General features: G+C 60.6%; 23 protein-coding genes and 1 riboswitch. Of the genes, 8 read left to right on the forward strand and 15 right to left on the reverse strand.

Annotated elements, in window-relative coordinates; genetic code table 11:
- The first annotated feature begins 84 nt into the window (after positions 1–84).
- A complete protein-coding gene (locus KI811_RS12990) occupies positions 85–2,175 on the forward strand; it encodes a methyl-accepting chemotaxis protein (protein ID WP_214186907.1) in 2,091 nt (696 codons plus the stop codon).
- A gap of 9 nt (positions 2,176–2,184) precedes the next feature.
- Here KI811_RS12990 and KI811_RS12995 read toward each other — a convergent pair whose 3' ends face one another.
- The 14 genes from KI811_RS12995 to KI811_RS13060 all read right to left on the reverse strand — a co-directional run bounded on the left by KI811_RS12995 (position 2,185) and on the right by KI811_RS13060 (position 13,448).
- Entirely contained in the window at positions 2,185–3,879 is a 1,695-nt protein-coding gene (locus KI811_RS12995) for a methyl-accepting chemotaxis protein (RefSeq protein ID WP_214186908.1), read from the reverse strand.
- Positions 3,880–4,394: 515 nt separating this feature from the next.
- On the reverse strand, positions 4,395–5,051 hold the full coding sequence (locus KI811_RS13000) for a fumarylacetoacetate hydrolase family protein (protein ID WP_214186909.1): 657 nt from the start codon (positions 5,049–5,051) through the stop codon (positions 4,395–4,397).
- Positions 5,052–5,090: 39 nt separating this feature from the next.
- Positions 5,091–6,050, reverse strand: coding sequence for a tRNA modification radical SAM protein MnmL/YtqA (gene mnmL / locus KI811_RS13005; RefSeq protein WP_214186910.1), 960 nt, complete (start codon positions 6,048–6,050; stop codon positions 5,091–5,093).
- 3 nt (positions 6,051–6,053) lie between these two features.
- Positions 6,054–6,695, reverse strand: coding sequence for a thiamine phosphate synthase (gene thiE / locus KI811_RS13010; RefSeq protein ID WP_214186911.1), 642 nt, complete (start codon positions 6,693–6,695; stop codon positions 6,054–6,056).
- On the reverse strand, positions 6,688–7,470 hold the full coding sequence (locus tag KI811_RS13015) for a thiazole synthase (RefSeq protein WP_214186912.1): 783 nt from the start codon (positions 7,468–7,470) through the stop codon (positions 6,688–6,690). Before KI811_RS13015 ends, thiE begins: the two co-directional genes overlap by 8 nt.
- Before the next feature lie 15 nt (positions 7,471–7,485).
- Positions 7,486–7,683, reverse strand: coding sequence for a sulfur carrier protein ThiS (thiS, locus tag KI811_RS13020; RefSeq protein WP_214186913.1), 198 nt, complete (start codon positions 7,681–7,683; stop codon positions 7,486–7,488).
- A 99-nt stretch (positions 7,684–7,782) separates the two neighbouring features.
- A riboswitch (TPP riboswitch) is annotated at positions 7,783–7,888 on the reverse strand.
- A 118-nt stretch (positions 7,889–8,006) separates the two neighbouring features.
- Complete coding sequence (locus tag KI811_RS13025; protein WP_246551742.1) at positions 8,007–8,564, reverse strand: menaquinol oxidoreductase; 558 nt, start codon at positions 8,562–8,564, stop codon at positions 8,007–8,009.
- 12 nt (positions 8,565–8,576) lie between these two features.
- The gene (locus tag KI811_RS13030) at positions 8,577–9,425 is read right to left on the reverse strand and encodes a HAMP domain-containing protein (protein WP_214186914.1); all 849 of its coding nucleotides are present in this window, start codon (positions 9,423–9,425) and stop codon (positions 8,577–8,579) included.
- A 121-nt stretch (positions 9,426–9,546) separates the two neighbouring features.
- On the reverse strand, positions 9,547–10,536 hold the full coding sequence (locus KI811_RS13035; RefSeq protein ID WP_214186915.1) for a cytochrome c3 family protein: 990 nt from the start codon (positions 10,534–10,536) through the stop codon (positions 9,547–9,549).
- A gap of 175 nt (positions 10,537–10,711) precedes the next feature.
- Positions 10,712–11,386, reverse strand: a complete 675-nt coding sequence (locus tag KI811_RS13040; protein ID WP_214186916.1) for a cytochrome b/b6 domain-containing protein — start codon at positions 11,384–11,386, stop codon at positions 10,712–10,714.
- 2 nt (positions 11,387–11,388) lie between these two features.
- The gene (locus KI811_RS13045) at positions 11,389–12,441 is read right to left on the reverse strand and encodes a cytochrome c3 family protein (protein WP_214186917.1); all 1,053 of its coding nucleotides are present in this window, start codon (positions 12,439–12,441) and stop codon (positions 11,389–11,391) included.
- Positions 12,442–12,504: 63 nt separating this feature from the next.
- Positions 12,505–12,735, reverse strand: a complete 231-nt coding sequence (locus tag KI811_RS13050) for a hypothetical protein (protein ID WP_214186918.1) — start codon at positions 12,733–12,735, stop codon at positions 12,505–12,507.
- A gap of 49 nt (positions 12,736–12,784) precedes the next feature.
- Entirely contained in the window at positions 12,785–13,177 is a 393-nt protein-coding gene (locus tag KI811_RS13055; protein ID WP_214186919.1) for a response regulator, read from the reverse strand.
- 31 nt (positions 13,178–13,208) lie between these two features.
- A complete protein-coding gene (locus KI811_RS13060; protein WP_214186920.1) occupies positions 13,209–13,448 on the reverse strand; it encodes a hypothetical protein in 240 nt (79 codons plus the stop codon).
- Positions 13,449–13,928: 480 nt separating this feature from the next.
- Here KI811_RS13060 and KI811_RS13065 point away from each other — a divergent pair, with 480 nt between their 5' ends.
- Complete coding sequence (locus tag KI811_RS13065; protein WP_214186921.1) at positions 13,929–15,341, forward strand: sigma-54-dependent transcriptional regulator; 1,413 nt, start codon at positions 13,929–13,931, stop codon at positions 15,339–15,341.
- Positions 15,342–15,432: 91 nt separating this feature from the next.
- Here the strand turns inward: KI811_RS13065 and KI811_RS13070 are convergent, their stop codons facing one another.
- On the reverse strand, positions 15,433–17,064 hold the full coding sequence (locus KI811_RS13070; RefSeq protein WP_246551743.1) for a sensor histidine kinase: 1,632 nt from the start codon (positions 17,062–17,064) through the stop codon (positions 15,433–15,435).
- Positions 17,065–17,251: 187 nt separating this feature from the next.
- Here KI811_RS13070 and KI811_RS13075 point away from each other — a divergent pair, with 187 nt between their 5' ends.
- The 6 genes from KI811_RS13075 to KI811_RS13100 all read left to right on the forward strand — a co-directional run bounded on the left by KI811_RS13075 (position 17,252) and on the right by KI811_RS13100 (position 26,105).
- Complete coding sequence (locus tag KI811_RS13075) at positions 17,252–18,109, forward strand: alpha/beta hydrolase (protein ID WP_214186922.1); 858 nt, start codon at positions 17,252–17,254, stop codon at positions 18,107–18,109.
- A 76-nt stretch (positions 18,110–18,185) separates the two neighbouring features.
- Complete coding sequence (locus KI811_RS13080; RefSeq protein ID WP_214186923.1) at positions 18,186–18,650, forward strand: DUF3015 family protein; 465 nt, start codon at positions 18,186–18,188, stop codon at positions 18,648–18,650.
- Positions 18,651–18,925: 275 nt separating this feature from the next.
- A complete protein-coding gene (locus tag KI811_RS13085; RefSeq protein WP_246551744.1) occupies positions 18,926–20,836 on the forward strand; it encodes an Lnb N-terminal periplasmic domain-containing protein in 1,911 nt (636 codons plus the stop codon).
- 52 nt (positions 20,837–20,888) lie between these two features.
- Positions 20,889–21,293, forward strand: a complete 405-nt coding sequence (locus KI811_RS13090) for a glutaredoxin family protein (protein ID WP_214186925.1) — start codon at positions 20,889–20,891, stop codon at positions 21,291–21,293.
- Positions 21,290–24,790: an alpha-amylase family glycosyl hydrolase gene (locus KI811_RS13095; protein WP_214186926.1), complete on the forward strand. Its 3,501-nt coding sequence runs from the start codon at positions 21,290–21,292 to the stop codon at positions 24,788–24,790. Before KI811_RS13090 ends, KI811_RS13095 begins: the two co-directional genes overlap by 4 nt.
- Before the next feature lie 73 nt (positions 24,791–24,863).
- Positions 24,864–26,105, forward strand: a complete 1,242-nt coding sequence (locus KI811_RS13100; RefSeq protein ID WP_214186927.1) for a methyl-accepting chemotaxis protein — start codon at positions 24,864–24,866, stop codon at positions 26,103–26,105.
- The last annotated feature ends 84 nt before the right edge of the window (positions 26,106–26,189 follow it).

The following is a 26,189-nucleotide window of genomic DNA, read 5'->3' on the forward strand; positions in this document are numbered from 1 at the left end:
AACACGTTTCTGAAATTAATTAAAGAAGTGCCCCTCGGTACCGATAAGATACTAGCAGTCATGTTATCGGAGAGAGGTGTCGTGATGCGTAACAGGCTCGAGTTCAAGGTGCTGGGGATTATTGGGGCAACCCTTTGCGTGGGATTCGCCATCCTTGGCGTAACCGCCATCTGGCTTGAATACACCGCCCTGATGAAACTCCAGGCTGCCAATACCCGCGGCCTCTCAACCCTCATCTCCCAGGAAATCGCTGAAAACATGATGTCAGGCGACATGGCGGTGATAAACCGATATGTCGCACGGGTGAAAGGGAAGGGGCAGGTGCTCGATCTCAAGGTGTTCGGTCCCGCAGGCAAGCCGTCGGGGGACAAGGGTGCGGCTGCTGATCCGGTGGTTGCGGAAGCCATTGCGGCAGGCCGTGCCGGGGAACTGCGCCATACCCTGGGTGACGGGAGGCATGTCCTGAGCTTTGCCGTCCCCCTGGTGAACGAGGAACGCTGCACCACCTGCCACGAGAAGGGAGCCCGGTACACCGGTGCGATTCTTCTCACCACCTCGCTTCAGGATGGTTATGTCAGTGCGCGGAACCTTACCATTGCCCTTGTTGCAACCGGCTTTGTTTTTTTCCTGATCATGCTCGGCACCTTGTACCTCTTCTTCCGGCAGACCATCGTGCGGAACATCCGTGAGCTGTCCGACAGGATCCAGGTCATCGCCCACGGCGAGGGGGACCTGACCTCACAGATGCCGGTTCGGACCAGCGACGAGCTCGGAGAGCTTGCCGAGGGGGTCAACATGCTGATCGCCAAGCTGCGGGAGATTGTGACATCCCTCTACAGCCAGGCGGGACACATCGCCATATCGGCCTGCCGTACCGTCAAGGGGACCGAAGGACTTGTCGCCTCTACGGCGGAACAGAAGGACCTTTCCACCTCGGTGGCGGTGGCGTCAGAGGAGATGTCGGCTACCCTGAACGATGTGGCAGCCACCACCCAGCGGGCGGCACAGCTTTCCATTAATGTGGATCAGGCCGCAAAGGTGGGGATGGAGACCGTGGAGGAGACCTCCCTGAGCATCGACCAGATCCGAACCAGCGTCCTCGGCACCCTGGAAGCCATGGGGAAACTGGAGACTTCTTCGGGGCAGATCGGTGAGATCGTGGGAATTATCGAGGATATCGCCGACCAGACCAATCTTCTGGCCCTCAACGCGGCCATCGAGGCTGCCCGGGCCGGCGATGCAGGGCGGGGGTTTGCGGTGGTGGCCAACGAAGTGAAGACCCTGTCAAATCGCACCGCTACGTCCACAAGGCAGATCGCCGCCATTGTCCGGAGCATCCAGGAAGAGATCGGGACGGTGGTGACATCCATCGACGAGGGAAAAACGAGGGTTGAGGAAGGGGTCGAGAAGGCGGGGCATGCCCGCCAGCAACTGGAGGGGATCCTGCGGCTGGCGACCGATTCAACGGACATGATCAGCCAGATTGCCACGGCCACTGAGGAGCAGAGCGCCACGACCGTGGAGATCACGGAGAAGATCGGCCAGGTGTCGGCCACGGCAGGGGCGGTGAATGGCCAGATGGAGGAGACGGCCCACATATTCCGCGAGTTGTCGGAAACGGCCGAGAAAATCTACGGAACCGTGGGCCGGTTCAGCGTGGGGTGCTACCATGATGCCGTCAAGGGGTATGCCGCGGAGCTGCGAGACCGGGCGACGGCGGTCATCGAGAAGGCGCTGGAGGCCCGGAAGATCACCATCGATGCCCTCTTCAGCACCGACTACACGCCGATTCCGAACACCGCTCCCCAGAAGTACCGTACCCCCTTCGACCGGCTCTTTGACGAACTCGTTTCGCCGGTCCAGGAGGAGGTCCTGGGCCGGGACAGTGGGATGTACTATGCCATCTGTGTCGATCGCGAGGGGTACTGCCCTTCCCACAACCTGCGCTATTCCCGTCCCCTGACCGGCGATGCCGCCGTGGACAAGGACCACAACCGCACCAAGCGGATCTTCAACGACCGGACCGGCATCCGTTGCGCCACCCACACCCAGAGTTTCCTGCTCCAGACCTATCTGCGGGACACGGGGGAGGTCATGAACGACCTGTCAACGCCCATAACCGTCGGCGGAAAACACTGGGGAGCGGTCAGGATCGGCTACCGGGCCGACGACTGATAGCAATCCCTAAACCCGGAACCCGGTCATTGCCTCGTTCAGTTCGTCAATCTGGCGGGTGAGGCCGTTGACGGCATTTTCCATGACCCGGGTGGTCTCCACATTTCCCTCGGATGTCCGCGCCATGTTGTCCACCGCCTGGACAATCTTTTCGGTGCTCTGGGTCTGGATCTGGCAGGCCTGGCGGATCGTGGCGATCATCCCGGTGATCCCCTCGCTGGACCTGACGATGAGAGTGCTCGCGTTGCGCTGCTCCTGGCTGGATTGGCGCACCTGCGACGTGACGCTCTTCATACGGGCCACGGCGTCCGTGATGAGTCCCGTGCCGTAGGCCTGCTCTTCGGTGGCCCGGGCGATCTGTTCCACCATTCCCGCCACCCGCTCCACGGCGTTCCGCATGTGCTCGCTGGCCTGGGCCTGCTCAACGGTAGTGCGGGCGATGTCGTTCACCTGTCCCGCGGCCATCTTCACCCCGTCGACGATCTTGTGGAGCGCTTCCCCCGAACGGTACGAAAGCTTCTCCCCTTCGGTGATCCGCAGTTCCGCGTGCCTGATGGCAGCAACCGCCCGCTCGCTCTCTTCCCGCAATCCCATGATGATGGTGCCGATCTCGCCGGTTGAACTGGTGGTTCGCTTGGCAAGCTCCTTGATTTCGTTGGCGACAACCGCAAACCCCTTGCCGTGCTCCCCCGCCTGGGCCGCGATAATGGAAGCGTTCAGGGCCAGAAGTTTAGTCTGTTCCGCGATGTCGTTGATGACCGAAATGATGGTGCCGATGTGTCCTGCCCGCTGTGACAGGGTCTCGATGGTTTCACCCACGGAGCGTGAGGAGCGGCGGATCTCGTCAATGCCGGAGATGGTGCTTTCCACCGCCTCGCGCCCCTGCTCCGCGTCCCGCAGCACTTCTTCGGAGATTGCGGCGGTTTCCACGGCGCTTTTCTCGATCTGCTTGATGGAGGTATCAAGCTCGGCCACCAGCGACGCAGTGCGCATGGCATCGTTCATGAGGGTGGAGGCGTTGGAGCCTATCTCCTTCTCGGCCGCCGCCATCTGGATGATGGAAGAACTCACCTCTTCAACGGCATTGGCCAGGGATTCCACGTGGTCGGCCACTTCCTCGATGCTTGCCGACATCTGGAGGATGGAAGAGGAGTTCTCCATGGCGGTGCGGGAAAGCTGTTCCACTGACAGAGCCACATCAGTAACCGACCGGTCGATGGCGTGGATGCCGTCGGTGGTCCCCTGGACCGCCTCGGCCTGTATCTCCGCGGTCGAAACGCCCCGGTCGGCCGCATCCCGTACCGTCGCAGCAATGGCGCGCAACTCTGTAACCGATGACTTCACCTTGGTGACCGTCGCGGCCAGGTGCTGGAGCATGACGTTGAAGTTGGTAGTCAGCAGTCCCAGTTCGTCCTCGGTATCATCCCGTACCGAGATTGTCAGATCGCCCTCGGCGCCACGATCCATGGCACCGGCCAATTTGCCGACACGGACGACCATTTTTCTGGCAGTGAACATCCAGAGGACAAAGAGAAAAAGAAGCGCATTGATGAGGGAGATGCCCAGGGTCAGCCGGGCGTATCCCTGGGTCGCGGGGGTGCCGCCGGCATTATAGGCGCAGATTATGCCCACCAGGGCAATGACGAAGCCCGCAAGGAGCGAGGAGCGGATCAGCTTTGAGCCGAGGCGCAGATTTTTGGTCATCGGGGTCTCCTTCTGCGATGGCGTACCCAGGATTTATCGGGGATGAATCAGTCCAGAGTTTGATGCATGAAATCGGATTATCTCCGGAAATATGCAAAGGACGTACCCGAGCATGTGTTCGATCCCGTGAGGATAACCGCTTCCTGGCATAACAGCGGAATCCTCCCGGATCGCGGGAGAAGGGCGGCGCCGATTCTACCATCCGGGAGAGAGCGGCGACAAGGCCTGAAATCGAAATGGTGACGGCAAAAAAACAGAAAGGGGATGGATTCCATCCCCTTCCGTTCATCCGCAACATCCTGCCGGCTCCTTATCCGAGAACGGCATTTTCTTTCCGCACTTCTGGCACCGCCAGAAGAGGGTCCCTCAGCCGGGAAGAAGGAACATCGTCCCCTGACACTCCGGGCAGGTTTTCTGGGTTTCCATTGCCCACCTCCTGTAAATGTGCTGGCAATATCGATTCCAGCAAGAATAACCCGGTGCGGAGAATAAAATCAATAATTCGAGTATTTGAATTATTTAACTGACACCTGGAGTCGGGCAACGCCCGGTATCTCAGCCACGAGACGGTCTCCCGAAACAATGGGGCTGACGCCGGAGGGGGTGCCGGTGAGGATCACGTCCCCCGGTTCCAGGGTGAATATCCCCGACATATGGCCGATGATTTCGCGGACCGTGTGGATCATGAGGGAGGTTGAGCCGTCCTGGCGCGTTTCGCCGTTGACGGTCAGGATAATCCGCAGGTCTTGCGGATCGGCGACCCGGTCGGCGGGCACAAAGGGGGAGAGGGGGCAGGCGGTGTCAAACCCCTTGGCGATGTCCCAGGGGAGCCCTTTCTTCTTGAGCTCGGCCTGCACGTCCCGCAGTGTCAGGTCGATGGCGACGCCGTAGCCGGCCACGTGTTCCAGGGCGCGTTCAACGGGGATATCTTTCCCCGCTGTCCCGATGAGGACCGCCAGTTCCGCTTCGTGGTGGCAGTCCCTGGAGTAGGGGGGAATCACAATGGCGTCGCCATCACCGATGACCGACGTGGCGGGTTTGGTGAATATGACCGGCTCATCCGGGGCTTCGTTGCCCAGTTCCTTGATGTGTTCCGCATAGTTGCGGCCGATGCAGAGGATCTTGCCGACGGGGTATTCTGTGGAGCTTCCTGCCAGGGTGGCAAACGTCATGATGTTCCTCCTGAAAAAAGGGAGGGTGTGAGACCCGCCCTACAAGTTACCCGCCTTGAGGCATGAGTCGGTAAGCCGGCATCCCTGCCAGGTGCCGCGGCGCTTCAACTCGTTTACAATCGAAAACCACATCTGGTTGTTCTTCAGATCCCAGGTGGGAGCAACTCGGATGGCGAGGGGGGCCGAGCCGTAGAGTCGCTGGATGGCGATGCGCGGCGGCAGGATCTCCAGGAAGTCGCAGGCGGTGGCCACGTACTCCTGGTGGGTGATGGGAACGAAGTCGCCCTGGTGGTACAATTCCGCCAGCCGTGTCCCCTTCACCGCGTGGAGTTGGTGGAGCTTCACCGAGTTCACGGGAAGCCCCGCCATCAGGTCGGCGGTTCGCAGGAACCCCTCTCGGGTCTCGCCGGGGAAGCCGTAGATCAGGTGGGTGCAGAGCTCGATCCCCCGTCCCTCGATCCGTGCAACCGCCTCCAGGTATTCGGCCAGGGTGTGGCCACGGCCAATCTGTTGGAGGATTTCGTCGTCCATGGATTGGAGGCCCAGTTCGATACAGACGTAGTGACGTCTTGCCAGATCGGCCAGAAGGTCCAGGGCCTCGTTCGACAGGGAATCGGGGCGAGTGCCGATGGAGATGCCGATTACGTCCGGATGGGCCAGTGCCCGGGTGTAGAGGTCCCGGAGCCGCTCCACCGGGGCGTAGGTGTTGGTGAATTTCTGAAAGTAGACGATGAATTTCTCGCTCCCCAGGCGTTTCCGGTGATAGGCCATCCCCTCGGCCATCTGGAGCTCGATCGGTATTTCGGCCACGGTGCCCCCCGGCGAGAAGGAGGCGTTGTCGCAGTAGATGCACCCCCCCGTCCCCCGAGTGCCGTCGCGATTGGGGCAGGTGAATCCGCCATCCACGTTCACCTTGCTCACGCGGCAGCCGAAGCGGCGGCGCAGGTAGGTGCCGTACGAATTGAAGCGGAGATCGGGGTTGATGAGCGAATCGGGCATCGGTTACTCGGTGCGTCGTCCCTGCTCCAGGAGAGTCTGGAAGGCGCGGGCTTCTTCGTTGGGGTTGACGGCGGCGATGATGGCCGAAATGAGGGCAACGCCGGCTGCGCCCGTTGCCAGGACTTCCGGGGCGTTCTCCCGCTTGATCCCGCCAAGGGCGAAGACCGGGATGCGGAGGAGCGCCACCGTTTCGGCCAGCCGCTCCACTCCCATCGGTGCGCCGTAGGCCGCTTTGGAAGGGGTGGGGTAGACGGGGCCGAAGGTGATGAAGTCGGCTCCCGATTTTTCGGCGGCCAGTGCCCCTTCCTTGCTGTGGCAGGAAACGCCGATGAGCCTGGAGGCACCGACAATCTGTCGTGCCGTGTCGGCGGGGATGCTTGCTTCCCCCAGGTGTACCCCGTCGGCACCCGCCGCCAGGGCAATATCCGCCCGGTCGTTGATGATGAGTTTCGCGCCGTAGCGGCCGGTCAGCTCTCTCATTGCACGGGCCAGTTCCAGAAGCTCCCGGGGGGAGAGGTCCTTCTCCCGCAGCTGTACGGCCCGCACTCCCCCTGCCAGGGCCTCCTCCACCACGGCGGGGAGGTCCCGGCCAGTCGTCTGGCGACGGTCGGTAATAAGGTAGAGGGAAAAGTCAATCCTACTCAATCATCCCCTCGATGGGGCTCGATGCGGTGGCGTAAAGCTTTTTCGGGATGCGCCCCGCCCGGTAGGCGAGCCGTCCGGCCCGCACCGCCAGGTTCATGGCCTCGGCCATGGCGATGGGGTTCTGGGCGCCGGCGATGCCGGTGTTCATGAGGACGCCGTCAACACCCAGTTCCATGGCAATGGCCGCGTCAGAGGCCGTTCCCACGCCGGCGTCAACGATGACCGGCACCTTTACCGTCTCCATGATGATTCGGATGGTGTAAGGGTTGCGGATGCCGAGGCCGCTCCCGATGGGTGCGCCAAGCGGCATGACTGCGGCGCAGCCGATGTCCTCCAGCTTCTTGCAGACGATGGGGTCGTCGCTCGTGTAGGGAAGGACGGTGAACCCGTCCTTGACAAGGATCTTGGCCGCCTTGAGGAGTTCCTCGTTGTCGGGGTAGAGGGTCTTCTCGTTGCCGAGAACCTCCAGTTTCACCATGTCGCTCATCCCCGCCTCCCGGGCGAGCCGGCAGGTGCGGACCGCGTCGTCGGCCGTGTAGCAGCCGGCGGTGTTGGGAAGAAGCGTATATTTCTTCGTGTCGATGAAGTCCAGGAGCGACTCCTTGGAACGGTCGGTGATGTTCACCCGCCGCACCGCCACGGTGATGATCTCGGCTCCCGAGGCCTCCAGGGCCGCCACCATCTGCTCGTTGCTGGCGTATTTGCCGGTTCCGACCATGAGGCGGGAGCTGAACTCCCGGCCGGCGATGATCAGCTTGTCGTTCGTAGTGGACATGGGAAGTCTCCTTTGTTATCCCCCGCCCACGAAGTGGACGATCTCGATCCGGTCTCCGTCGTTGAGGATGGTGGATTCATATTCACCCTTGGGGAGGATGTCGTGGTTCAGTTCTATCGCCACCCGGCGGGGGTCGATGTCGAGGGAGCGAAGAAGTTCAAGCATCGACATGGGGGTGGCAGCCCGTGCTTCGCCGTTGACGATGATTTCCATTGTGTTCTCCGAGTATGGGTGCCGGTTCGTCGAAACCGGCTCCCTGATGTGATCGCGTAAACAAAAAAGGCCGCAGAAGCGGCCCGTGGTCGTGGAATAGACCATGGTGGAACGCTTCCCTACGCCGGCATTATCCGGATCAGGTTCAAAGGGTTGTCCGTAGCAGCGCGTCGGACTCTCAGTCGAAACTCCCCTAGCGAGTTGGTTCTATGTGATTATAAAACAGCGTAACCTCGGAACAAAGCTAACAAGTATGCCTGAATTCGTCAAGGGTTTTCAGCCGAACTCCTGTGACGGGGATGGGGGGAAGGAGCGCGGAGATGCTACGATTTTCTTAACCGCTCGATGGAGTCGAGAACCTCCTGCTCGCGGCGGATCGCTTCATTGCAGAAGTTCCAGATGTGGTAGCTTTCGAGCCCCAGGATGGTGATGCCCGCAACAAAGACCGCCCAAAAATTCTCATTGAGGGCCTTGGCGAAATGGTAGAAGCCGTAGAAGGCGGCAAGGTATCCCACATGGGCGAAGCCGCTGTACTCTTCCTTTCCTCCCATCATGCGCGAAAGGATGAGGATGATGGCCGAAAAGGTATAGAGAACGAGGCCGCCGCTGATCATGACGGCCGAGGGGGCCTTTCCGAGAGCAGCGCGAATTGACGGGGGGAGGGGGGGGAGGATGCTGAAGTCCCCTAACGCAACGATACTGACGGCGATGAAGAGAGCCATGGCCCAGAGGCCGCGGTTCGACTTGCTTCGGAGTCGTTTGATCCGTTGAACGGTTTCCTGTCGCACCGCGTCCCTGTCCGGGGGGGTACCCGTTGCGTCGGGCTTGGGAGGGGGGGGCTGGAAGCGCTTCATGGAGGATGGGTCACGGGTGTCGGCCATGAACGACTAATATCAGGAACGGCTGTCGGCGCCGTCGCCTTCGGCTGACCGCAGTTGTTCCGGTTCACTCTGAGTCGCCTTCAGCCTGGTCGCCATCTCTTCGAACGAGCAGGCCAGTTCGCCGATTTCATCACGATAGGCAGGAGCTTTTCTGTTCGCGTCGCCTCTCTTTATGGCAGCGACATAGTTGGCCAATTCCTTGATGGGGAGAAGGACATTGCGGAGCAGGAGCGCGGAGACTCCCCCAACCGTGAGAATGAGAACCATGACGCAGAAGACGATCATTCTGCCGCGCAGGGTGCCGAGCGTTTTTTGGAGCGGTTCCTCCGAGAGGCCAATGTCCAGGGTGCCGAGAAGTTTCAGGTTGGGGCTGTGGACGTGGCAGGCGGCGTTGAAGCAGTCGGGTTCGTTGTAGATGGGGACCGTGATGGCGATGACGCTATGGCCTTGTTCGTTGATGTAGCGGCGGGCCTGTTCCATCCTCCCCATGCTGGTGAGGGGGACCGGGCCGGTATGGCAGGCGATGCATCCAGCGGCCTTTTTGTCGACGAGTTTGTTCACGTCCTCGGTGTGGGCCGAGAACATGATAACCCCTTTCTTGTTGAAGATGCGGGTGTGCTCGACCCCCTTCTGCTGGCCTATGTTGTCAATGATGTTGCGTAATGTCTCCCGGTCGTCCTTCAGCATGGCGTAGCGGGCCGATTTGACGATGGTTCCGGCCAGATTGGTTTCGTGCTCTATGGCATCATTGAGCATATCGGTCTTGATGACCGAGTAGAGGAGGATGCAACAGACGACGACGAATCCGGTTACGGCGATGGCGGGCGGCACGGTTGCCTTGGCGGCGAAGCTTTTCAGCATGGGCGCTCCCTGGATGAGGTTCTTTTAAGTTAGAGAATAACCCTTTCGGCCGATAATGCAAGGGCGGGAGTTGGAACTCCCGCCCCTGGATGACCATTTCGTCAGCAAGAGACCTGGATTACTACATGTCGTGGCATTTCACGCAGTCCTCGCGCACGCTGAAGGCCTTCTTGCCGTCGTGGCAGGCGCCGCACGATTTTCCCTTCTCCATTTCGAGCATGGTCACTACCCTGGCGCTGCGGCCCGCTTTGAAGATCTTGGTGTGGCAGGCGTTGCAGCTGTACATGGCAAGGTGGACATCGTGGCTGAATTTGACCGGCCCTGCTCCCGATACCTTGAATTTTACAGCTCTGACCGGGTGGCACTTGGCACACTGCTTCACGTCGAAGAGTCCCTTGCCGTTGTGGCAGGCCCCGCAGGATTTCCCCTTTTCCATGGCAGCCATGCCGACCGGCTTGTTGCGGCCAGCTTCATAGAGCTTGTTATGGCATTCTCCGCACTTCCTCTTTGCTGCATGGAGTTTGTGGCTGAAAATAATCTTGCCGGTTTCCTTTGAGGTAAGCCCCACTTCCTTCACGAGATGGCAGCGCGCACATTCATCCACGCTGAAGGCCGACTTGCCGTTGTGACAGGCGCCGCAGGACTTCCCTTTCTCCATTTCGGCCATGGTGACCGGCTTGTTGCGGCCAGCCTTGAAGAGCTTGGGATGGCAGGCGCCGCAGTCTGAGTACTTGGCCAGGTGTTTCTTGTGACTGAAGGGGGTGGGACCCGCGGACTTCACCTGGTAAGTGATTTCCTTCACCGCATGGCATCGGGCGCAATCCTTGAGGGGGAATACGCCATCTTTCCCGGTATGGCAGGCGCCGCATGATTTTCCCTTTTCCATGTCGGCCATGGTGTAGGTTACCTTCTTCTTCATGTCGAAGATGGCAGGGTGACAGGCCTTGCAGTTGTTCTCGATCCCCTTCTTGCCGATGTGGACCTTATGGCTGAAGACGATCTTGCCAGCGTCCTTCGTGGTGAAGACCACGTCCTTGATGCTGATGCCGAACGCAAGACCGGCAACGGCAAGTGTACAGGCCACGAGGGGAAGGGTGAAGCGGAATCTCATGTTAGCCTCCTCAGGAATGATTGAATACTGTATACACCGAAACTGGCCGAATTATAGGTAATGAAGCCAGATTAGTCAATTTTAAATACCCTGCTTCCCATTCAGTTTGGATGGTGGCGCAAAAGAAAGGCGAAACGGCAGGCCGTTTCGCCTTTGGGAGATCTGTTCCCATGAATCAGTGGTGCTTGACCTCTTCCCAACCGTCCCACATGGGTTTGAAGTGGGCGAGCATCGTGTGCCCCATGGTTGCCAGGTAGATATGGACGAAGAGGAAGGCGCAGAAGCAGCAGGCGATCAGGAAGTGGGCGCTGACGAGAATTTTGAGGCCTCCCAGCAGCATGATCATTTCCCTGAGGGGCGCAACGTTGAGGATGAGAATGCCGGTCAGGATGACCAGGGGCATCAACACCAGCATGAGTCCCATGTAAGCCACCTTCTGCATCGGGTTGAACTTGTCGTCGGGGGTGGCGTGGTGCGGGCTCGGGCCACCCTTGAAGAAATGGTAGAAGTAAAAGAGCACCTGCCGGAAAATTCCCATCTTGATGTCATAGGTGTTGGGAACGTAGAGCTTGAAGAGATTCCCCTTTACGATCAGGTAGTATGCAAACCAGATTGCGTAGAAGATGGAAACGGTGATGCCGGCGGTGTTGTGGAGCCTGATGGCAGCCTTGTAGGTTCCGAAGATGTTCACGTACTCGGGGAACCTTATTTGGAGCCCGGTGACGCAGAGAGTGACGATGCCGAGGGCGTTGATCCAGTGCCAGATTCTGACCGGCATTGGGGTAAGGTAAATATACTCAGCGTGTTCCGCATGCTCTGTATGCAATGCTTGCTCGTTGTGGGCGCTCATGATTAGTGCTCCTTTCTATTGTTTCTGGTGAGGAATCTTAGTGTCCCGTGCACTCCGGCAAACCCCATGCCGCCGAGGACGATGAGGCCGCCGACGATGGAGAGCGCCGTGCTGCGGGTGGAGCCCATCATGTAGAAATCGGGAGTTCCGTAGAGGACGTCGAGGACGGCTCCCTTCTCAACGGCCACGCGGGTGTAGGTGCCCCCCTTTTCCGGGAAGGCGACAAAGCTCGTCTGCATGGCCCTGGGGCCGGAGGCATGGCAGAAAGTGCAGTCCCAGCGGTTATCCAGGATCTGGTAGCTGTGGGTTACCTTTTCGGGGGTCATCATTCCCCAGAGTCTCATGTCGTCATGCTTTGAATTGCGGTTAAAGGACCGAAGCTCAGCCAGAGAGATAAAATTGTCGCCATTGGTGTCGATAAGGGATTTCACGTCCTTGTCGCCCGGCACGAGCTGGGTGAGCTCGTCAAAGCCGGCCACCTTGAAGTCGCTGTGCTCTTTTGTCCCCAGCCGTTTCTCGATGTACATGGTTATGACGTAGTTCTGAGAACCGGTGTGGCAGGTGATGCAGGGGAGGGCATCAATGTGGAGGTCTGCCTGCGGAAGCCATTTTGCGTGAACATTGACCATCTTGGCGGTTTCGTGGCATTTGGCGCACATGGCGTTCATGTCCCGGGCCGACGTCATCGCCGGCGGCTTCACCGTATGGGGATTGTGGCAGTCGGCGCACGCCGCGTTATTGGCGTGGAGACTCGCGGCATACTCCTGGTGGATCGGGCTGTGGCACTCCTTGCAGGTGGCCCGCGACGGCCTGATGCCGTCATTCGGGTGATTGGATGTCAGCGATTCATGGCAAGAGGTGCAGCCGATGACCGAATGGCTGGTTTTCTTGTACTGGGCCGGGTCGATGAAGAGATGGGACCCGCTCTTGCCGCTGATATTCTTGTCGCCGTGGCAGCCGATGCATCCGTCTTCGGTAGCCGCGGCGGCAAGGGCCACCATCGGGAAGACCAGGAGAATCGATAGCACGAGAGTTGCTGATCGTAGGGTTGTCATTACGTCGCCTCCTTTTCCTGTGCGGTGAATACGTTGGTTTCTCGTGATGCGGTGCGGCATTCTTTAGTGGTGCGCAGACTCTTTGGCCATGGGCTGTTCCTTCTTGAGCCCCTTGGCGAAGCCTAGCATCATGAGCAGTGCCGGAAGAAGTTGGGCGACGACGATAAGGGCGCAAAATCCGAGGAAGATCCAAACGAAGATGCCGCTGTTGTCTTCCCGCGCCCCTGATGCTGCCAGCGCCGGAACCGCCATACCGAGCCAAACTGCGATTGCTTGTGCCAATGAGCGTTTCATGGTGTCCTCCTTTTTTCCTTTCTATTCCGTGGTTGGTTAACCAAAAGCGTTATCTTGCCGGTCGCGCGCTGAGGAGGTTTTCGAAGGCGCATCGCACGGCCTGGCGGATTTCCTCTTTGTCCTCCGGTTTGACCGGTTTCAGTGCGTGATAGAATATCCCTTCCTTGCGAAGCTTACGCATGACCGGGAGGGAGTCCTCATCGGATACGAGGATAATCGTCACGTTCCGATCGCATTGCTTGAGGAGCGGTATCAGGTCGCCGGCCTTGAAATTGTCGAATTCGCTCCCGATAAGGACCACCTGCGCGGTTTTTTTGAGTATCCCATAGAGGGCGTTGGCCGCTGAGTTGGTCACGGTAACGTTGTAGCCTGCTTCGATGAAAAGATCCGCCAGTTCCTTGCGAGCAACAGTATCGTTGTCTGCGATGAGAAGTCCTAACATGGCTGTCCTCTCTCCGTCGGAATCGCCAGACCTACCGTTCGTTGCCGGAGTCGCCCATGACGGTTTCGTCGGCCGGCCTGGAGAAAAGCCCTTTCATCATGGAGCCGAACAGGATCAGGCCGGGGGCCAGTTGGAAAGCTATGACCAGGGCGCCGAACGCCAGAAAAAGTGTCACCAGGAAGCCGTTTGCTTCGGACTCGGCACCGCTTGCCGCCAGGGCTGTTCCAGATGCTGCAAGAAGTCCAAAGAGTGCTCTCGTGAAGGTTTTCATGACATTCCCCCAGGTATGTGAGTACGGGTGTGTTGCTGTCTTGATCTTTCATGTGCATCCGTTATGCCAGGTTGATTAAATTATTTTAAATTGTTGAAAATTGGGAGGAATTCGCTTCACTGCCAAAGCCTGAAATGGCGGGGATGGGGTGATTGTGTATAAAGTGCTTATACAGGCGTCGGGCAGGCTCGGAGCCGGCTGGGTGGGCGTTTGTTGCTAACGTGCCGAAATCGTTTGGTATTGTGCTGGATGGTGAGGTGTATAAAATATTATACGGTCATGCTTTGGCTGTATCATATTGAAATTATTAAATAAACTTCAGCAGGTCGAGTTCCGCACGATAGTTGTGGCTCCATAAGGTGTTTGACTTGTCATGATGGTTGATGTAATTTAGAAACTACTAATCGTCTGTTGCTTTGTCGCCGGTCTGTTATGAATGAGTAACCCAACCGTATGGGGGGATGAAAAGGGAAGGTGGCGATGGAAAACATTGATGTCCTTGTGGTAGACGATGAAGCGGTGATTCGCGAGGGATTGCGGCGCATCCTGGAGAAGGAGGGATTCCATGTGGAGACCTCCGCCAGCGGGCAGATTGCCCTTGAGCGGATGCAGGAGGAGAACTTCAGTCTTGTGATTACCGATTTGAAGATGCCCGGCATGAGCGGCATGGAGGTCCTCAAGGCAATCAAGGTTCTTCAGCCCGAAGTTCCGGTTATCATCATTACCGGCTTCTCAACCGTCGACACCGCTGTGGAGGCCATGAAGAACGGTGCCTTCGACTACATCGCCAAACCCTTTACCCCCGAGCAGATTACGGAGAAAGTGAGGAAAGCTCTCGATCAGCGTGCAGTCCTGATCGAGAACATCTTTCTGAAGAAGGAGCTGGGAGAACACCACGGCTTCGACCTCTTCGTGGGGGAGAGCAAGGAAATACAGAAGGTCTACCGGCGCATCATCCAGGTTGCCCCCACCGACAGCACCGTTCTCATCACCGGCGAGAGCGGCACCGGGAAGGAGCTGGTTGCCCGGGCCATCCACAACCACAGCAACCGCCGCGAAAATCCCTTCGTTGCCGTCGACTGTACGTCCCTAGCCGAGAACCTCCTGGAAAGCGAATTGTTCGGCCACGTGAAAGGGTCGTTCACCGGCGCGATCCAGACCAAAACCGGACTCTTCAAGGTGGCCGACGGCGGCACCCTCTTCCTGGACGAGATATCCAATATAAGCCTCACCACCCAGGCGAAGCTCCTGCGGGTTCTCCAGGAGCGGGAGATCACCCCCATCGGGGGCACCCAGCCGGTCCCCATCGACATCCGCCTCGTGGCCGCCACCAACAAGAACCTCCGGACCCTGGTCGCCCAGGGGACCTTCCGGGAAGACCTCTTCTTCCGCCTGAACATTATTCCCATCGACCTTCCTCCCCTGCGTGAGCGCAAGGGGGATCTGCCGCTCCTCATCGCCTTCTTCCTCAAAAAGTTTTCCGAGGAGATGGGGCGGGAAATCCGGGGCCTGGCGCCTGACGCCATGGCACTCCTGGAGGATTACACGTTTCCCGGCAACGTACGGGAGTTGGAGAACATCATCGAGCGGGCAGTGGTCCTTGCCGAGGAGGACTTGATCCAGAAGGATGATCTGGAACTGCGGCTCTCCGGAAGCGAGGGGACCGGAGTTGCAGCCTATGTCCCCCAGAACGTCGAGGAGTTGAAGGAGACCAAGCGGCAGATTCGGGAGCGAGCCGTGGAACCCATCGAAAAGGCCTTTGTCCTCCAGGCCCTCAAACGCAACAACTGGAACATTACCCGGGCTGCTGAGGAAACGGGTATGCTTCGGCCCAACTTCCAGGCATTGCTTAAGAAACTGCGGATCTCAGTGCGAAGTCAGATGAACAGTTGACGCGAAGCCGCTGCTGCGGGGCGGTTGAAACGAAAAAGGGGGCCACAATCCGTGGACCCCTTTTCTTATGCCTCTGAAAGCGGATGGAGAGTCAGGAGGATTCCGGCACGGGAGCCGTCTGATTGACCGCTGTCGCTTCGGCCGCAGCCGGTGCCCTGTCATGGTTGATCGGCAGCCAGCAGGTGAAGGTGGTCCCCGCTCCCACGGTGCTCCGGACCTCGATTCTCCCACCGTGACCCTCAATAATCCCGTAGGAAACCGAAAGTCCCAGGCCGGTACCCTTGTTTTCCTTGGTAGAGAAGAAGGGGTCGAAGATCTTGGATAGATGTTCCTCGGGAATCCCGCAGCCGTTGTCGGTAATGGCGGCGTAGGCCTCCTCCCGCTCCTGGTCGAAGCCGGTCCTGATCCTGATCTCCCCTGGTCCCCCGATGGCGTGGCAGGCGTTCAGGAGCAGATTGATAAACACCTGCTCGATCTGGTTCGGATCGAGGTTCATCTCGGGGATGTCGGGGTTGTACTCCTTGATGACGTTGATATCGTGGAAGCTCGACTGGTTGCAGACCAGCGTCAGCGTTGCGTCCATGATGGCGTTCAGGGACGAGGGCTTTTTCTGGGGCATCGATTCCCGGGAGAAATCGAGCAGCCCCTTCACGATCCGGGCGCAGCGCTGGGTTTCCTTGACGATCAGGTCCAGGTCCCCCTTCAGGGATGGATCGAGCTTCGAATCACTGGCAAGCAGCGACGCGAAGACAAGGATGCCGGTCAGGGGGTTGTTGATCTCGTGCGCAATCCCCGCCACGAGTTCACCCAGGGAGGCGAGCTTCTCGGAGTGGACCAACTGCGACTGGATCTTCTTGATCTCCTGGGTCCGCTCTTCCACCTTGTCTTCAAGGTTTTTTCCCCAATCTTCCAGTTCCACCCGGGCTTTCTTCAGGTTTTTTGTCATCCCGTTGAAGGCATCGGCCAACTCGCCGAGCTCGTCGCGGTTCTTGACCTTCACCGTGGCGTCGAGATCTCCTCCGCCGATCAGGTGGGCATGGTGGACCAGCGCGCGGACCGGCCGGTTGACCAGGCGCTGGGTCAGGAAGGTGAGGCAGATGGCGATGAGGCCGATCTGCAGGACCGTGAGGACGATGATCTCGTTGCGATAGGCGTAGACCTTCTGGTGCATCTGGTCGAGGGAAACGATGACGTCCAGTACGCCGAGGACTTTGGCCTCCTTGGGGTGAAAATGGCAGGGAGCCGTGTAGCAGCGCTCCTCGTTGTAGATTGCCTTTGCGAGTCCGAGAACCTCTCTTCCCTCCCTGTTGGTGAAGAGACGGCTCCGGTTCATGGTGGTGGCATGGACAAGGGGAGATGGACCTGAATGGCACATGCTGCATGCCTCGGCTTTCTTGTCCAGGTAGAGGCCTTTCTCCTTTGAGTCCGTGGAGTGGGTAACGAGGCCGAATTTGTTCACCATCCTGATGCGGTCGATGATTCCCCGTTGGGACCCTACCTCGTCGATGATCTGGTAGGCCCGTTTCAGGTTGTTTTCAAGCATGTGGTAGTGGGTGGTGCGGATGATGGTCTCGCTCAGCTTGTCGGCATCGATGACCGCCTCCTCGTAGAGGAGTTTTTCGAGCTGCTCCACGTTAATGTAGGCAAAGAGCCCCATGGTGGCGAGGAGGATGAGGCTTATGGCGAGGGAGAGTTTGGCAATGAGCGACAGGCGCAAGGGCATGACCTCGGGTGGTACTGTTGCGGTAAGGATTAATGGGGGTGTAGTAAATTTAAATACAGCTTAATCTTTGCTGCAATATTAGTCAAGCTCCAGGCGATTACCCGCCGTGGTCCGGCAAGGGGACGGCGGCGTTGACGGAGTATGCGGGATCAGTTACCATCGGCTATCAGTTCGTGCCGGAGAGACCATGCGGATATCCTCTGTTGTCGCCCTTATGGCCCTGTTTCTGCTGTGCTCGGGCTGTTCCTCGTTGATCTTTTACCCTCAGCGGCAACTGGTGGACAATCCGCTGCTCGTTCGTTTTCCCGCCGAAGATATCTCATTCCGCGCATCCGACGGCGTCCGGCTGCACGGTTGGCTCCTTCGCCCCTCCGGCCAGCCGCGGGGGAGCATTCTCGTCCTCCATGGCAACGCAGAAAACATCAGCACCCACGTGAACAGCGTTTTTTGGCTGATCAAGGAGGGATTTGCGGTTTTCATCATCGACTATCGCGGCTACGGCCTCTCCGAGGGGACGCCGACCATCGACGGGGTCCATCGGGATGCCGAGGCGGCCCTTGCGACCCTCCTCACCCTGCCGGGGGTGGACCCGCAGCGGGTTGCGGTGCTGGGTCAGAGCCTGGGGGGCGCCATTGCCATCCATCTGGTAGCGACCACGCCCCACAAAAAGGCGGTCAGGCTTCTGGTCGTCGACAGCCCCTTCGCCGACTACCGTCTCATTGCCCGGGAAAAGCTCGGCGGGTTTTTCCTCACCTGGCCCCTCCAGTATCCCCTTTCCCTTCTTTTCAACGACGACTACAGCCCCCTGCGTTTCGTGGGAGAGGTGGCGCCGGTGCTGCTCATCATCATCAATGACGAGCAGGATCCGATAGTCCCGTCTCGCCACGGCCGGTTACTGCGCGAGGCGGCAGGCCCTTTCGCGGATCTCTGGACCACATCGGGCCTGGGGCATGTGGGCTCCTTTGCCGACCCGGCGTTGCGGCGCGCCCTCGTGGAGCGTCTTGACCAGGCGTTTGCTCCCGGCGCCGACACGCAGAGGCGTTGACAACACTTCATGCTGTGGTAGGGTTGAATCAACAGAAGGAAAATACAGGAAAGAAATTTCTACAAGGAGGTAGTATATGAAGAGAGCTCTTCTCGCCGTGGCAATCACAGTCGTCACTGCCGCCTCTGCCTTTGCGGCCAGCGGCAAGGTCAATACCGGCTGTGGTCTCGGAACGGTCCTGTGGAAAGGCCGGGCAGACAGTTCGGTTTTCTCCCAGGCCTTACAGGCAACCACCAACCAGACTTTTGGCAACCAGACCTTCGGTATCACCTCCGGCACCCTCGAGTGCGGCACCCCCGGCAAGGTGGTGCAGAACGAGCGCCTGAACCACTTCGTCCGAGCCAACATGGACAACCTGGCCCGTGACATCGCCCAGGGGCGCGGTGAGTCCCTCGACGCCTTTGCCGAGCTCCTCCAGGTGCCGGCCGAGAAGCGTCCCGGCTTCTATGCCGCGCTTCAGAGCAACTTCGCGTCGGTCTTCACCTCCGAGAACGTGGTTGTGGCCGAGGTGATCGACAACGCCGTTGCCCTTACCAACTAGATAGTCCATTGTGACCAGTCCAACTAAGGGGCGCGTCCCGTGGCGCGCCCCTTTTCTGTATTCCATTTCGCATTCAAGCGGCACCTGTGTTGGCTTCGTCGTCAGCTCCTCAGCGTACTGTCGAGTACGCCGGCGTTGCTTCCTCCCCGCCGCCGTGATGTCATCTTGAATGCAAAATGGAATAAGTTACTACCCTCCAGGCGGCGACGCGGCCCTTTGCAATGATTGTGACTATGCCCATGCTCTATTGCCCGTTCCGGAAGAGTTGCGATGCAATGGGGACACATCCCCTGCTGATATGGTTGCTGGTGTTGATCGTAAACCTGGCGGCTCTTGCCGGCGTCTGCTCCGGGACCGACGATCCTTACCTTGCGGAACTTCAGAGTCGGGCTGCAGAGCGCCAGCTACACCGGGAGCGCACCTGGGAGGTGCTCCTCCACTACCGGCCCCGGGGCGACGGGCGTGAAAGCCTGGTGGACGATCCCCGCTTTTTTCTCGCTCCCGGCGGGAAGACCGACCCTGCTGCGGAGCTGTCGGCGACCCTGCGGAGCCTCTTTTCAACGGATGCAAGCGGCGACGAGCATCCCCGTTGCCGCTTCCCGGCCCGCACCGCCTGGCTGGCGGAGGAACTGGCCATCGATGCCGGCCATCTCCCCCCCATGGCCTGCCCCCAGTTGGACGAGGCCCTGGCGGCAGTCAATCCCCGGTCGGCGGTGCTGGTGTTCCCCGCAGCCCATCCCAACGGCCCCGCCTCCATGTTCGGCCACACCCTCCTGCGGGTAGGGAGCACCTACCGGAGCGACCTTCTCTCCTACGCGGTCAACTATGCCTCCCACACCACCGACACCAACGGCATTGTCTACGCCTTCAAGGGTATCTTCGGGGGGTATTCGGGCTATTACTCGATCCTTCCCTACTACGAGAAGGTCAAGGAGTACAATGACCTGGAGCACCGGGACGTCTGGGAGTATCCCCTCACCCTCGCCCCCGACGAGGTTCGGCGGATGGTGCTCCACATCTGGGAGCTGCGGGGGATCGCCTCCGATTACTACTTCTTCGACGAGAACTGTTCCTTCAATCTTCTCTTCCTCCTTGAGGCGGCCCGGCCCCGGCTAAGGCTTGCCGAAGAGTTCTGGAACCGCTCCAGCTTCTGGGTGATGCCGGCCGATACGGTTGCGGTCATCGGGCGGGCGGGGCTCATCGAGAAACAGACCTACCGCCCTGCCCAGGCGACCCGCATCCTGCACCGGGCATCGCTCCTGTCGCCGGATGCCCGCCATGAGGCCTTGCAGACGGCCCTTTCGCCCCAGCGTGCACAAGCGGTTGCAGCTTCCGGCCGCCCGCCGGAGGAGCGCCGCCAGATACTCAATCTTGCCGCCGAATACGTGCAGTACCGCTATTCACGCAAGGAGCTGGAGCAGCCGGAGTTCCAGCGGCAGTTCCTGGAGGTGCTCAAGGTTCGCAGCCCCCTGGGGCCCGACGAATCGGACGCCGGGGAGGTCCCGGTCCCTCCCGCGCCGGAAACGGGGCACCTGCCGGGTCGGGTTGGGCTTGGCGGTGGCTACCGCCACGACACCCCCTTCGTGGAGGCGAGCATTCGTCCCGCGTACCACGCCTTGCTGGATGCCGATGAAGGATACAGTCCCCACTCCCAGATCATCTTTGCCGAAGCGGTGGGCCGCTACTACCCGGAGCGGCACTCCATCAGGCTCCAAAGGTTCACGGCGGTGGATATCGTCTCCCTGGCACCCCGGGATGAGTTCTTCAAGCCCATTTCCTGGAAGGTGAACGGCGGCCTGTTCCGCCGACCCTTTGCCGACGGCTCCGATCGCCTCTTCTTGCGGCTCAACACCGGCGGTGGCATGGCCTGGTCCGTCCCCGGCAACGGGGTCGTCTACGGCATGGCGGAGCTGGACCTGAACCTGAGCGACCGCCTGCGGGACAAGGCGGTGCTCGGTGCCGGAGTGTCCGCCGGGGTGATCGTCTCCCCCGTCGATTGCTGGAAGGTGGCCCTCTCGGGGAGCGCCCTTGCCTACGGCCTCCAATACCATGAATACTACCGGCTGGCCCTGGAACAGAATCTGGCCCTGAGCCGGACCCTCGGCCTCGGCCTCACGGCATCCTGGGAGCGGAGCTTCGACCGTAGCCGGGCCGAGGCGATGCTGATGGTCAATCGTTATTTCTGATGGGTGCTTCCCGTCAATTCCGGTATACTCTTCACGGACGAGGAAAACGTACATGACTCTGCGGATTATCGTTGCGCTGCTCACGGCTGCCCTGGCTGTTGCCTTGCTGGCAGGATGCACCCCAGCCCGGCCGGTGGTCCCGCCGGCACCTGCGGGCGCGGCGGCCGGGAACCGGCACGGGGTGGTCGTCTATGTCAGAACCGGCTGTTCCTTCTGCCTGGAGGCGCGGGAGTTTTTCGCCGCCCGTGGAGTGCCGGTCCGCGAGCGCAACGTGGCAGCCGACCGGAGCGCCCTGGTGGAGATGCTCGATATCCATGTCCGCCGGTTTCCGGACGAGGAGCCCCTTGTCCCGCTTATCGTGATCGGTGACCGTGTGCTGAGAGGGTTTGATCGGCAGGAGGTCGAGGCGGCGTTGGCCGAGGTGGAGCGCACATCAATAGCAGGGAGTAAACAGTGACCATTACCAGCAACTCCACGTATTTCCCTTTCAATCTGCAGGTTGCCGAGCGGTTCTGGCGTACCCTGGATCTGGCGCCCTCGGCCCGGGAGTTGGAGCGCCTGGGACGACCGGCCATCCTGTTCTGCCGGGAGCTGGCGGCACGGCTCAACCGCCTGCCTGAGCGGGCGGGTCGGCCGGTTCAGGGGGGAGTTCTCAATCTCTACTCACTCCAGGGGGCCATTTTCCGGCATCTGATCACCCGCTACGCACAGGGACAGGCTCCGGGTGTCCTGGAGAAGTCCCTGGCCGATGCCGGGTTCCCCCTTGACTCACCGCAGCTGGCAGCTCTTCTGGAGCGGTTCGCTGTCCTCTTTCCGCCGGCGGCGCTCCTCTATGGCGATGCCGAGTCTCCCGCGGCCTGGCTTGCGGCTGGCGGGACTTCACGGCGGCTCCAGGCCGTGGAAGAGCTCCTCCTTCTCTCCCTCTCGGCTGAAAACAGCGCCCTGGACAGCTTCCGGGAACTGGTGGACGACACCGAACTGGCGGCCACGACTCCGTACCGTGCTGCCGTGACCGGCCTGGAAAGGTCCCTGGCCGATGCCCTCCCCGTGGCCGGGTTCGGCGTGTCGCTGACGGAGCTTCTCCGGGCGCCGCTGCGGGCCGCCCCTGAATCCCTGGCGGGACAGCTGGCATACATGCGGGATGCGTGGAGCCCCCTTCTCCCCGAGGAGCTTCTGGCCCAGTTGGAGGTGGCCTTCGGCATCGTGGAGGAGGAGACCCGCCCCTTCTGGAGTGGCGGCGGCGGGGCACCCGCGCCGGTCCTGGAGTTCGGCCCCGGCACAGGGTTCCCGGCCCCCGATGACCACTACCCCGAGCCCGAGCAGTTCTCCGCCGACGTGGACTGGATGCCCAACGTGGTCCTCATGGCCAAGATGGTCTACGTCTGGCTTGGCCAGCTCTCCGGCTGGTACGGAAAGGATATCCAACGCCTCGACCAGATCCCCGACGAGGAACTGGACAAGCTCGCCCGCTGGGGCGTCACGGGGCTGTGGCTCATCGGCATCTGGGAGCGCTCTCCCGCCTCCCAGACCATCAAGCGGATGTGCGGCAACCCCGAGGCCATCGCCTCGGCCTATTCCCTCTTTGACTACACCATCGCCCACGACCTTGGGGGATGGGAGGCCCTGGCGGACCTGCGGGAGCGGGCCCTGAAACGGGGGATTCGCCTTGCCAGCGACATGGTGCCAAACCACACCGGCATCTATTCCAAGTGGATCGTGGAGCACCCCGACTGGTTCGTGCAGCTTGACTATCCGCCGTACCCCACCTACCGCTTCACCGGCGCCGATCTCTCGTCGTCCCCCGAGGTCTCTGTCCACATCGAGGACGGCTACTGGAACAAGAGCGACGCCGCCGTGGTCTTCAAGCACTACGACCACCGCAACGGCCGGACCCGCTACATCTACCACGGCAACGACGGCACGAGCACTCCCTGGAACGACACGGCCCAGCTGGACTACCTGAACCCCGAGGTGCGGGAGGCGGTGACCCGCACCATCCTCCACGTGGCCCACAATTTCCCCATCATCCGCTTCGATGCCGCCATGACCTTGGCCAAGAAGCACTACCAGCGCCTCTGGTTCCCCCAGCCGGGAATGGGGAGCGGCGTCCCCTCCCGGGCCGAGCACGGCTTGACCCGCGCTGCCTTCGACGCCGCCATGCCCGAGGAGTTCTGGCGCCAGGTGGTGGACCGGGCCGCCGCGGAGACGCCGGACACCCTCCTTTTGGCCGAGGCCTTCTGGCTCATGGAGGGGTACTTCGTCCGGACCCTGGGGATGCACCGGGTCTACAACAGCGCCTTCATGAACATGCTCAAGATGGAGGAGAACGCCAAGTACCGCCAGACCATCAAGAACGTCCTCGAATTCAACCACGAGATCCTGAAGCGCTTCGTCAACTTCATGAACAACCCCGACGAAAAAACCGCCGTGGAGCAGTTCGGCAAGGAGAACAAGTACTTCGGCGCGGCGGTCCTTCTGGTGACCATGCCGGGGCTCCCCATGCTCGGCCACGGCCAGGTGGAGGGGTTCCACGAAAAGTACGGCATGGAGTACAAGCGGGCCTACTGGGACGAGCCGGTGGACGAGCACCTGGTGGCGGAGCACGAGCGGCGCATCTTCCCCCTCATGCGGCGCCGGCGCCTCTTCTCGGGCTCCGAGAACTTCGTCCTCTACGACTTCTTCGTGGACGGGGTGGTGAACGAGAACGTCTTCGCCTACTCCAACCGCCGCGGCAACGACCGGGGCCTCGTCCTCTACCACAACCGGTACGCCAGCACCGCCGGCTGGATCAGGAGCTCCACGTCCCGTCTCGTGCGGATCGACTCTGGTGAGACGGTGCTGCGGCAGACCGACTTGGGGGAGGCCCTGGGGGTGAACGCCGATGGCCGCCACTACTACGTCTTCCGCGACTACGCCACCGGTCTGGAATTCATCCGCCACGGCAGGGAGATTGCCGAGAAGGGGTTGTTCGTGGAGCTGGAGGCCTACGAGTACCACGCCTTCCTCGATTTCCGCGAGATCCGCGACGACGACTACGGCACGTGGGGCAAGCTCTGCTTCGGTCTGGAGGGGCGAGGGGTACCGAGCATCGACGAGGAGGTGCAGCTTATCCGTTACGCATCCCTGGTGGAACGGTTCCGGGAACTCTTTCCCTTTGTGGGGGGAAAAGCAGCGCCGAAGACGTCTTTGGAACGTTCGAAAGCGTTTCAGGCGGCCCTCGCGGCGTTTCTTGAGGAACTCGCTTCGGTTGCCGGTGTTGACGGCGATGGTGCCGCGACGGCCGACGCCGTGACTGAGCGCCTCGATCGCCTCCCTGGTCTCTGGAAGTCTCTGGAAAAAGAGGAGCCTGGGGCAAAAGAGCCGCTCTTCCCGGCAGACTCCCCTGACCGGTGGCTTTGTGCGATGCTCCTTGTCCTCCACGAGACCGGCCGGCTTGGTGGCGACGACGCGGAGTATCCTGCCCGCTCTGTCCAATGGTTCGGCACCTTCGGTCTCAGGCGTGCCCTGGTGGATATCATCCGCGAGACCGTCGAGGAAGGGGACGACCCCAGCCACGGGGATCCCGACCGTCTAGCCCTTTTGGCGGATATCGTCTTGTCTTATTCCGGCTTTGGGTGCCTTCCGGGGAGTTCCGAGGGGGCGGAGGCTATCCAACGCCTTATGGACGACCGTCGGGTCAGGCGGTTCATCGGCGTGAACCGTAGCGGCGTCGTCGAGTGGTTTGTCAAAGAACCGTTCGAGGAACTCCTTTCCTGGCTCGTTCTTTTTGCCGCGGTGACGCAACCTCCCGTTGGAAGAGCACTCAGCGGATTTGGCACAGAACTGGCAAAACTAATGAGGGTGCGTGCGTCGCTGATGGCTCTGGCAGAAGAGGCCGGTTACCGGGTCAAAGCTTTCCTTGCCCTTGTGACCCCATCTTCCGGCAGACCGGAAGAGGAATCACGGCAGGGGTAGAACAGATCGTCCTTTGCCCGGATTCTCAGCCGTGCGGCATCGCTGTCACTGACTTTATCGGCGAGGTGTGAAGATGGGCATGGTGGGAGGAATCTGGCGCTGGTACCTTGATCTGCGGCTGGCGACAAAGCTGCTGCTGTTTGTGATCTGCTTCATCGGCTGGCTCGTGGTAGTGGCCGCCCTTGGCATCTACGGCACGTGGCACGCCGCGGCAGCAACCCGGGACATGGAGCTGTCCCGGCAGATGATCGGATTCATAGCCGGCGCAAGCGGCATCGCCATCGTTCTCGGCATATTTTTCGGCGTGATCATCTCCCGTTCGGTGCTCACGCCGTTTCACAAGCTCCTGGAGGTGCTCAATGAACTCGCCGGAGGGAACCTCACGGTCCATTCGGGGGTCAAAGGCACCGACGAGATGGGAGAACTGGCCCAGGGGCTTGCCCGGATGCGCGATGAGATGAAGGGGATCATTTCCCAGATCGCCGGGAGTGCGGGAGCAATTGCCTCTGCGTCGGGACAACTCTCCGCCACCTCCTCGCAGATCTCGGTAGGTGCAGGCCAGATGGCGCTCCAGACGGCATCGGTCGCCAGCGCCAGCGAGGAGATGTCGGCCACAAGCCATGAGATAGCCGGGACCCTTGGCTCCGTTGCCGCCAATGCCCGGGAGGCCAACGACTGCGCCCGCAACGGGGCGGAGGTAATCCGGCGCACCATGGAGCTCATGGGGAAGATCGAGGAAATGGTGACCGCCAGTGCTTCGGCCGTGGGGGATCTCGGTGCCAGTTCCGAGCAGATCGGCGAGATCGTCGGCACCATCGGCGACATCGCTGACCAGACCAATCTTCTGGCCCTCAACGCGGCCATCGAGGCGGCCCGGGCCGGCGAGCAGGGGCGCGGTTTCGCCGTGGTTGCCGACGAGGTCCGGGCGCTGGCCGAACGGACCACCGCGGCGACCCGGGAGATCGGTAGGATGATTCAGGATATCCAGGCAAAGACCCGCGACGCCGTGGCGGCCATGGAAAAGGGGGTAAGCGAGGTGCGGGCAGGGGCCGACGATGCGGTTCAGTCGGAGCAGGCCGTCCGCGACATTCTCGCGCACATCGATTCCCTCACCGGCCAGGTGGAGCAGATCGCCACCGCCGTGGAACAACAGTCGGCAACCACCACGGCCATCGTCCACAATATCCGTGAGATCCGAACGGTCGTTGAGGAAAGCGCTGCCGGCGCCCAGGATACATCCCGGTCTGCCGGGGAACTGGCGCAGCTGGCCGGCGGGCTGGAGAAGCTCACCGGACGGTTCCGGCTGGCCGGTTGATGGAGGAAGAGCGGTCAGGGTGAGATAAAGCGGCGTTCCAGCAAGGGCGCCGCTTTTTTTGTAGACTGTCCCGGTGCCGTTCAG

This window comes from Geobacter hydrogenophilus (genome assembly GCF_018501225.1).
In the GTDB taxonomy this organism is placed as follows: Bacteria; Desulfobacterota; Desulfuromonadia; order Geobacterales; family Geobacteraceae; genus Geobacter; species Geobacter hydrogenophilus.

Coding starts and splice junctions, on each gene's coding strand:
- KI811_RS12990 (WP_214186907.1), top strand. CDS start 85: ATGCGTAACAGGCTCGAGTTCAAGGTGCTGGGGATTATTGGGGCAACC.
- KI811_RS12995 (WP_214186908.1), bottom strand. CDS start 3,879: ATGACCAAAAATCTGCGCCTCGGCTCAAAGCTGATCCGCTCCTCGCTC.
- KI811_RS13000 (WP_214186909.1), bottom strand. CDS start 5,051: ATGACGTTTGCCACCCTGGCAGGAAGCTCCACAGAATACCCCGTCGGC.
- mnmL (WP_214186910.1), bottom strand. CDS start 6,050: ATGCCCGATTCGCTCATCAACCCCGATCTCCGCTTCAATTCGTACGGC.
- KI811_RS13015 (WP_214186912.1), bottom strand. CDS start 7,470: ATGTCCACTACGAACGACAAGCTGATCATCGCCGGCCGGGAGTTCAGC.
- thiS (WP_214186913.1), bottom strand. CDS start 7,683: ATGGAAATCATCGTCAACGGCGAAGCACGGGCTGCCACCCCCATGTCG.
- KI811_RS13025 (WP_246551742.1), bottom strand. CDS start 8,564: ATGGCCGACACCCGTGACCCATCCTCCATGAAGCGCTTCCAGCCCCCC.
- KI811_RS13030 (WP_214186914.1), bottom strand. CDS start 9,425: ATGCTGAAAAGCTTCGCCGCCAAGGCAACCGTGCCGCCCGCCATCGCC.
- KI811_RS13035 (WP_214186915.1), bottom strand. CDS start 10,536: ATGAGATTCCGCTTCACCCTTCCCCTCGTGGCCTGTACACTTGCCGTT.
- KI811_RS13040 (WP_214186916.1), bottom strand. CDS start 11,386: ATGAGCGCCCACAACGAGCAAGCATTGCATACAGAGCATGCGGAACAC.
- KI811_RS13045 (WP_214186917.1), bottom strand. CDS start 12,441: ATGACAACCCTACGATCAGCAACTCTCGTGCTATCGATTCTCCTGGTC.
- KI811_RS13050 (WP_214186918.1), bottom strand. CDS start 12,735: ATGAAACGCTCATTGGCACAAGCAATCGCAGTTTGGCTCGGTATGGCG.
- KI811_RS13055 (WP_214186919.1), bottom strand. CDS start 13,177: ATGTTAGGACTTCTCATCGCAGACAACGATACTGTTGCTCGCAAGGAA.
- KI811_RS13060 (WP_214186920.1), bottom strand. CDS start 13,448: ATGAAAACCTTCACGAGAGCACTCTTTGGACTTCTTGCAGCATCTGGA.
- KI811_RS13065 (WP_214186921.1), top strand. CDS start 13,929: ATGGAAAACATTGATGTCCTTGTGGTAGACGATGAAGCGGTGATTCGC.
- KI811_RS13070 (WP_246551743.1), bottom strand. CDS start 17,064: ATGCCCTTGCGCCTGTCGCTCATTGCCAAACTCTCCCTCGCCATAAGC.
- KI811_RS13075 (WP_214186922.1), top strand. CDS start 17,252: ATGCGGATATCCTCTGTTGTCGCCCTTATGGCCCTGTTTCTGCTGTGC.
- KI811_RS13080 (WP_214186923.1), top strand. CDS start 18,186: ATGAAGAGAGCTCTTCTCGCCGTGGCAATCACAGTCGTCACTGCCGCC.
- KI811_RS13085 (WP_246551744.1), top strand. CDS start 18,926: ATGGGGACACATCCCCTGCTGATATGGTTGCTGGTGTTGATCGTAAAC.
- KI811_RS13090 (WP_214186925.1), top strand. CDS start 20,889: ATGACTCTGCGGATTATCGTTGCGCTGCTCACGGCTGCCCTGGCTGTT.
- KI811_RS13100 (WP_214186927.1), top strand. CDS start 24,864: ATGGGCATGGTGGGAGGAATCTGGCGCTGGTACCTTGATCTGCGGCTG.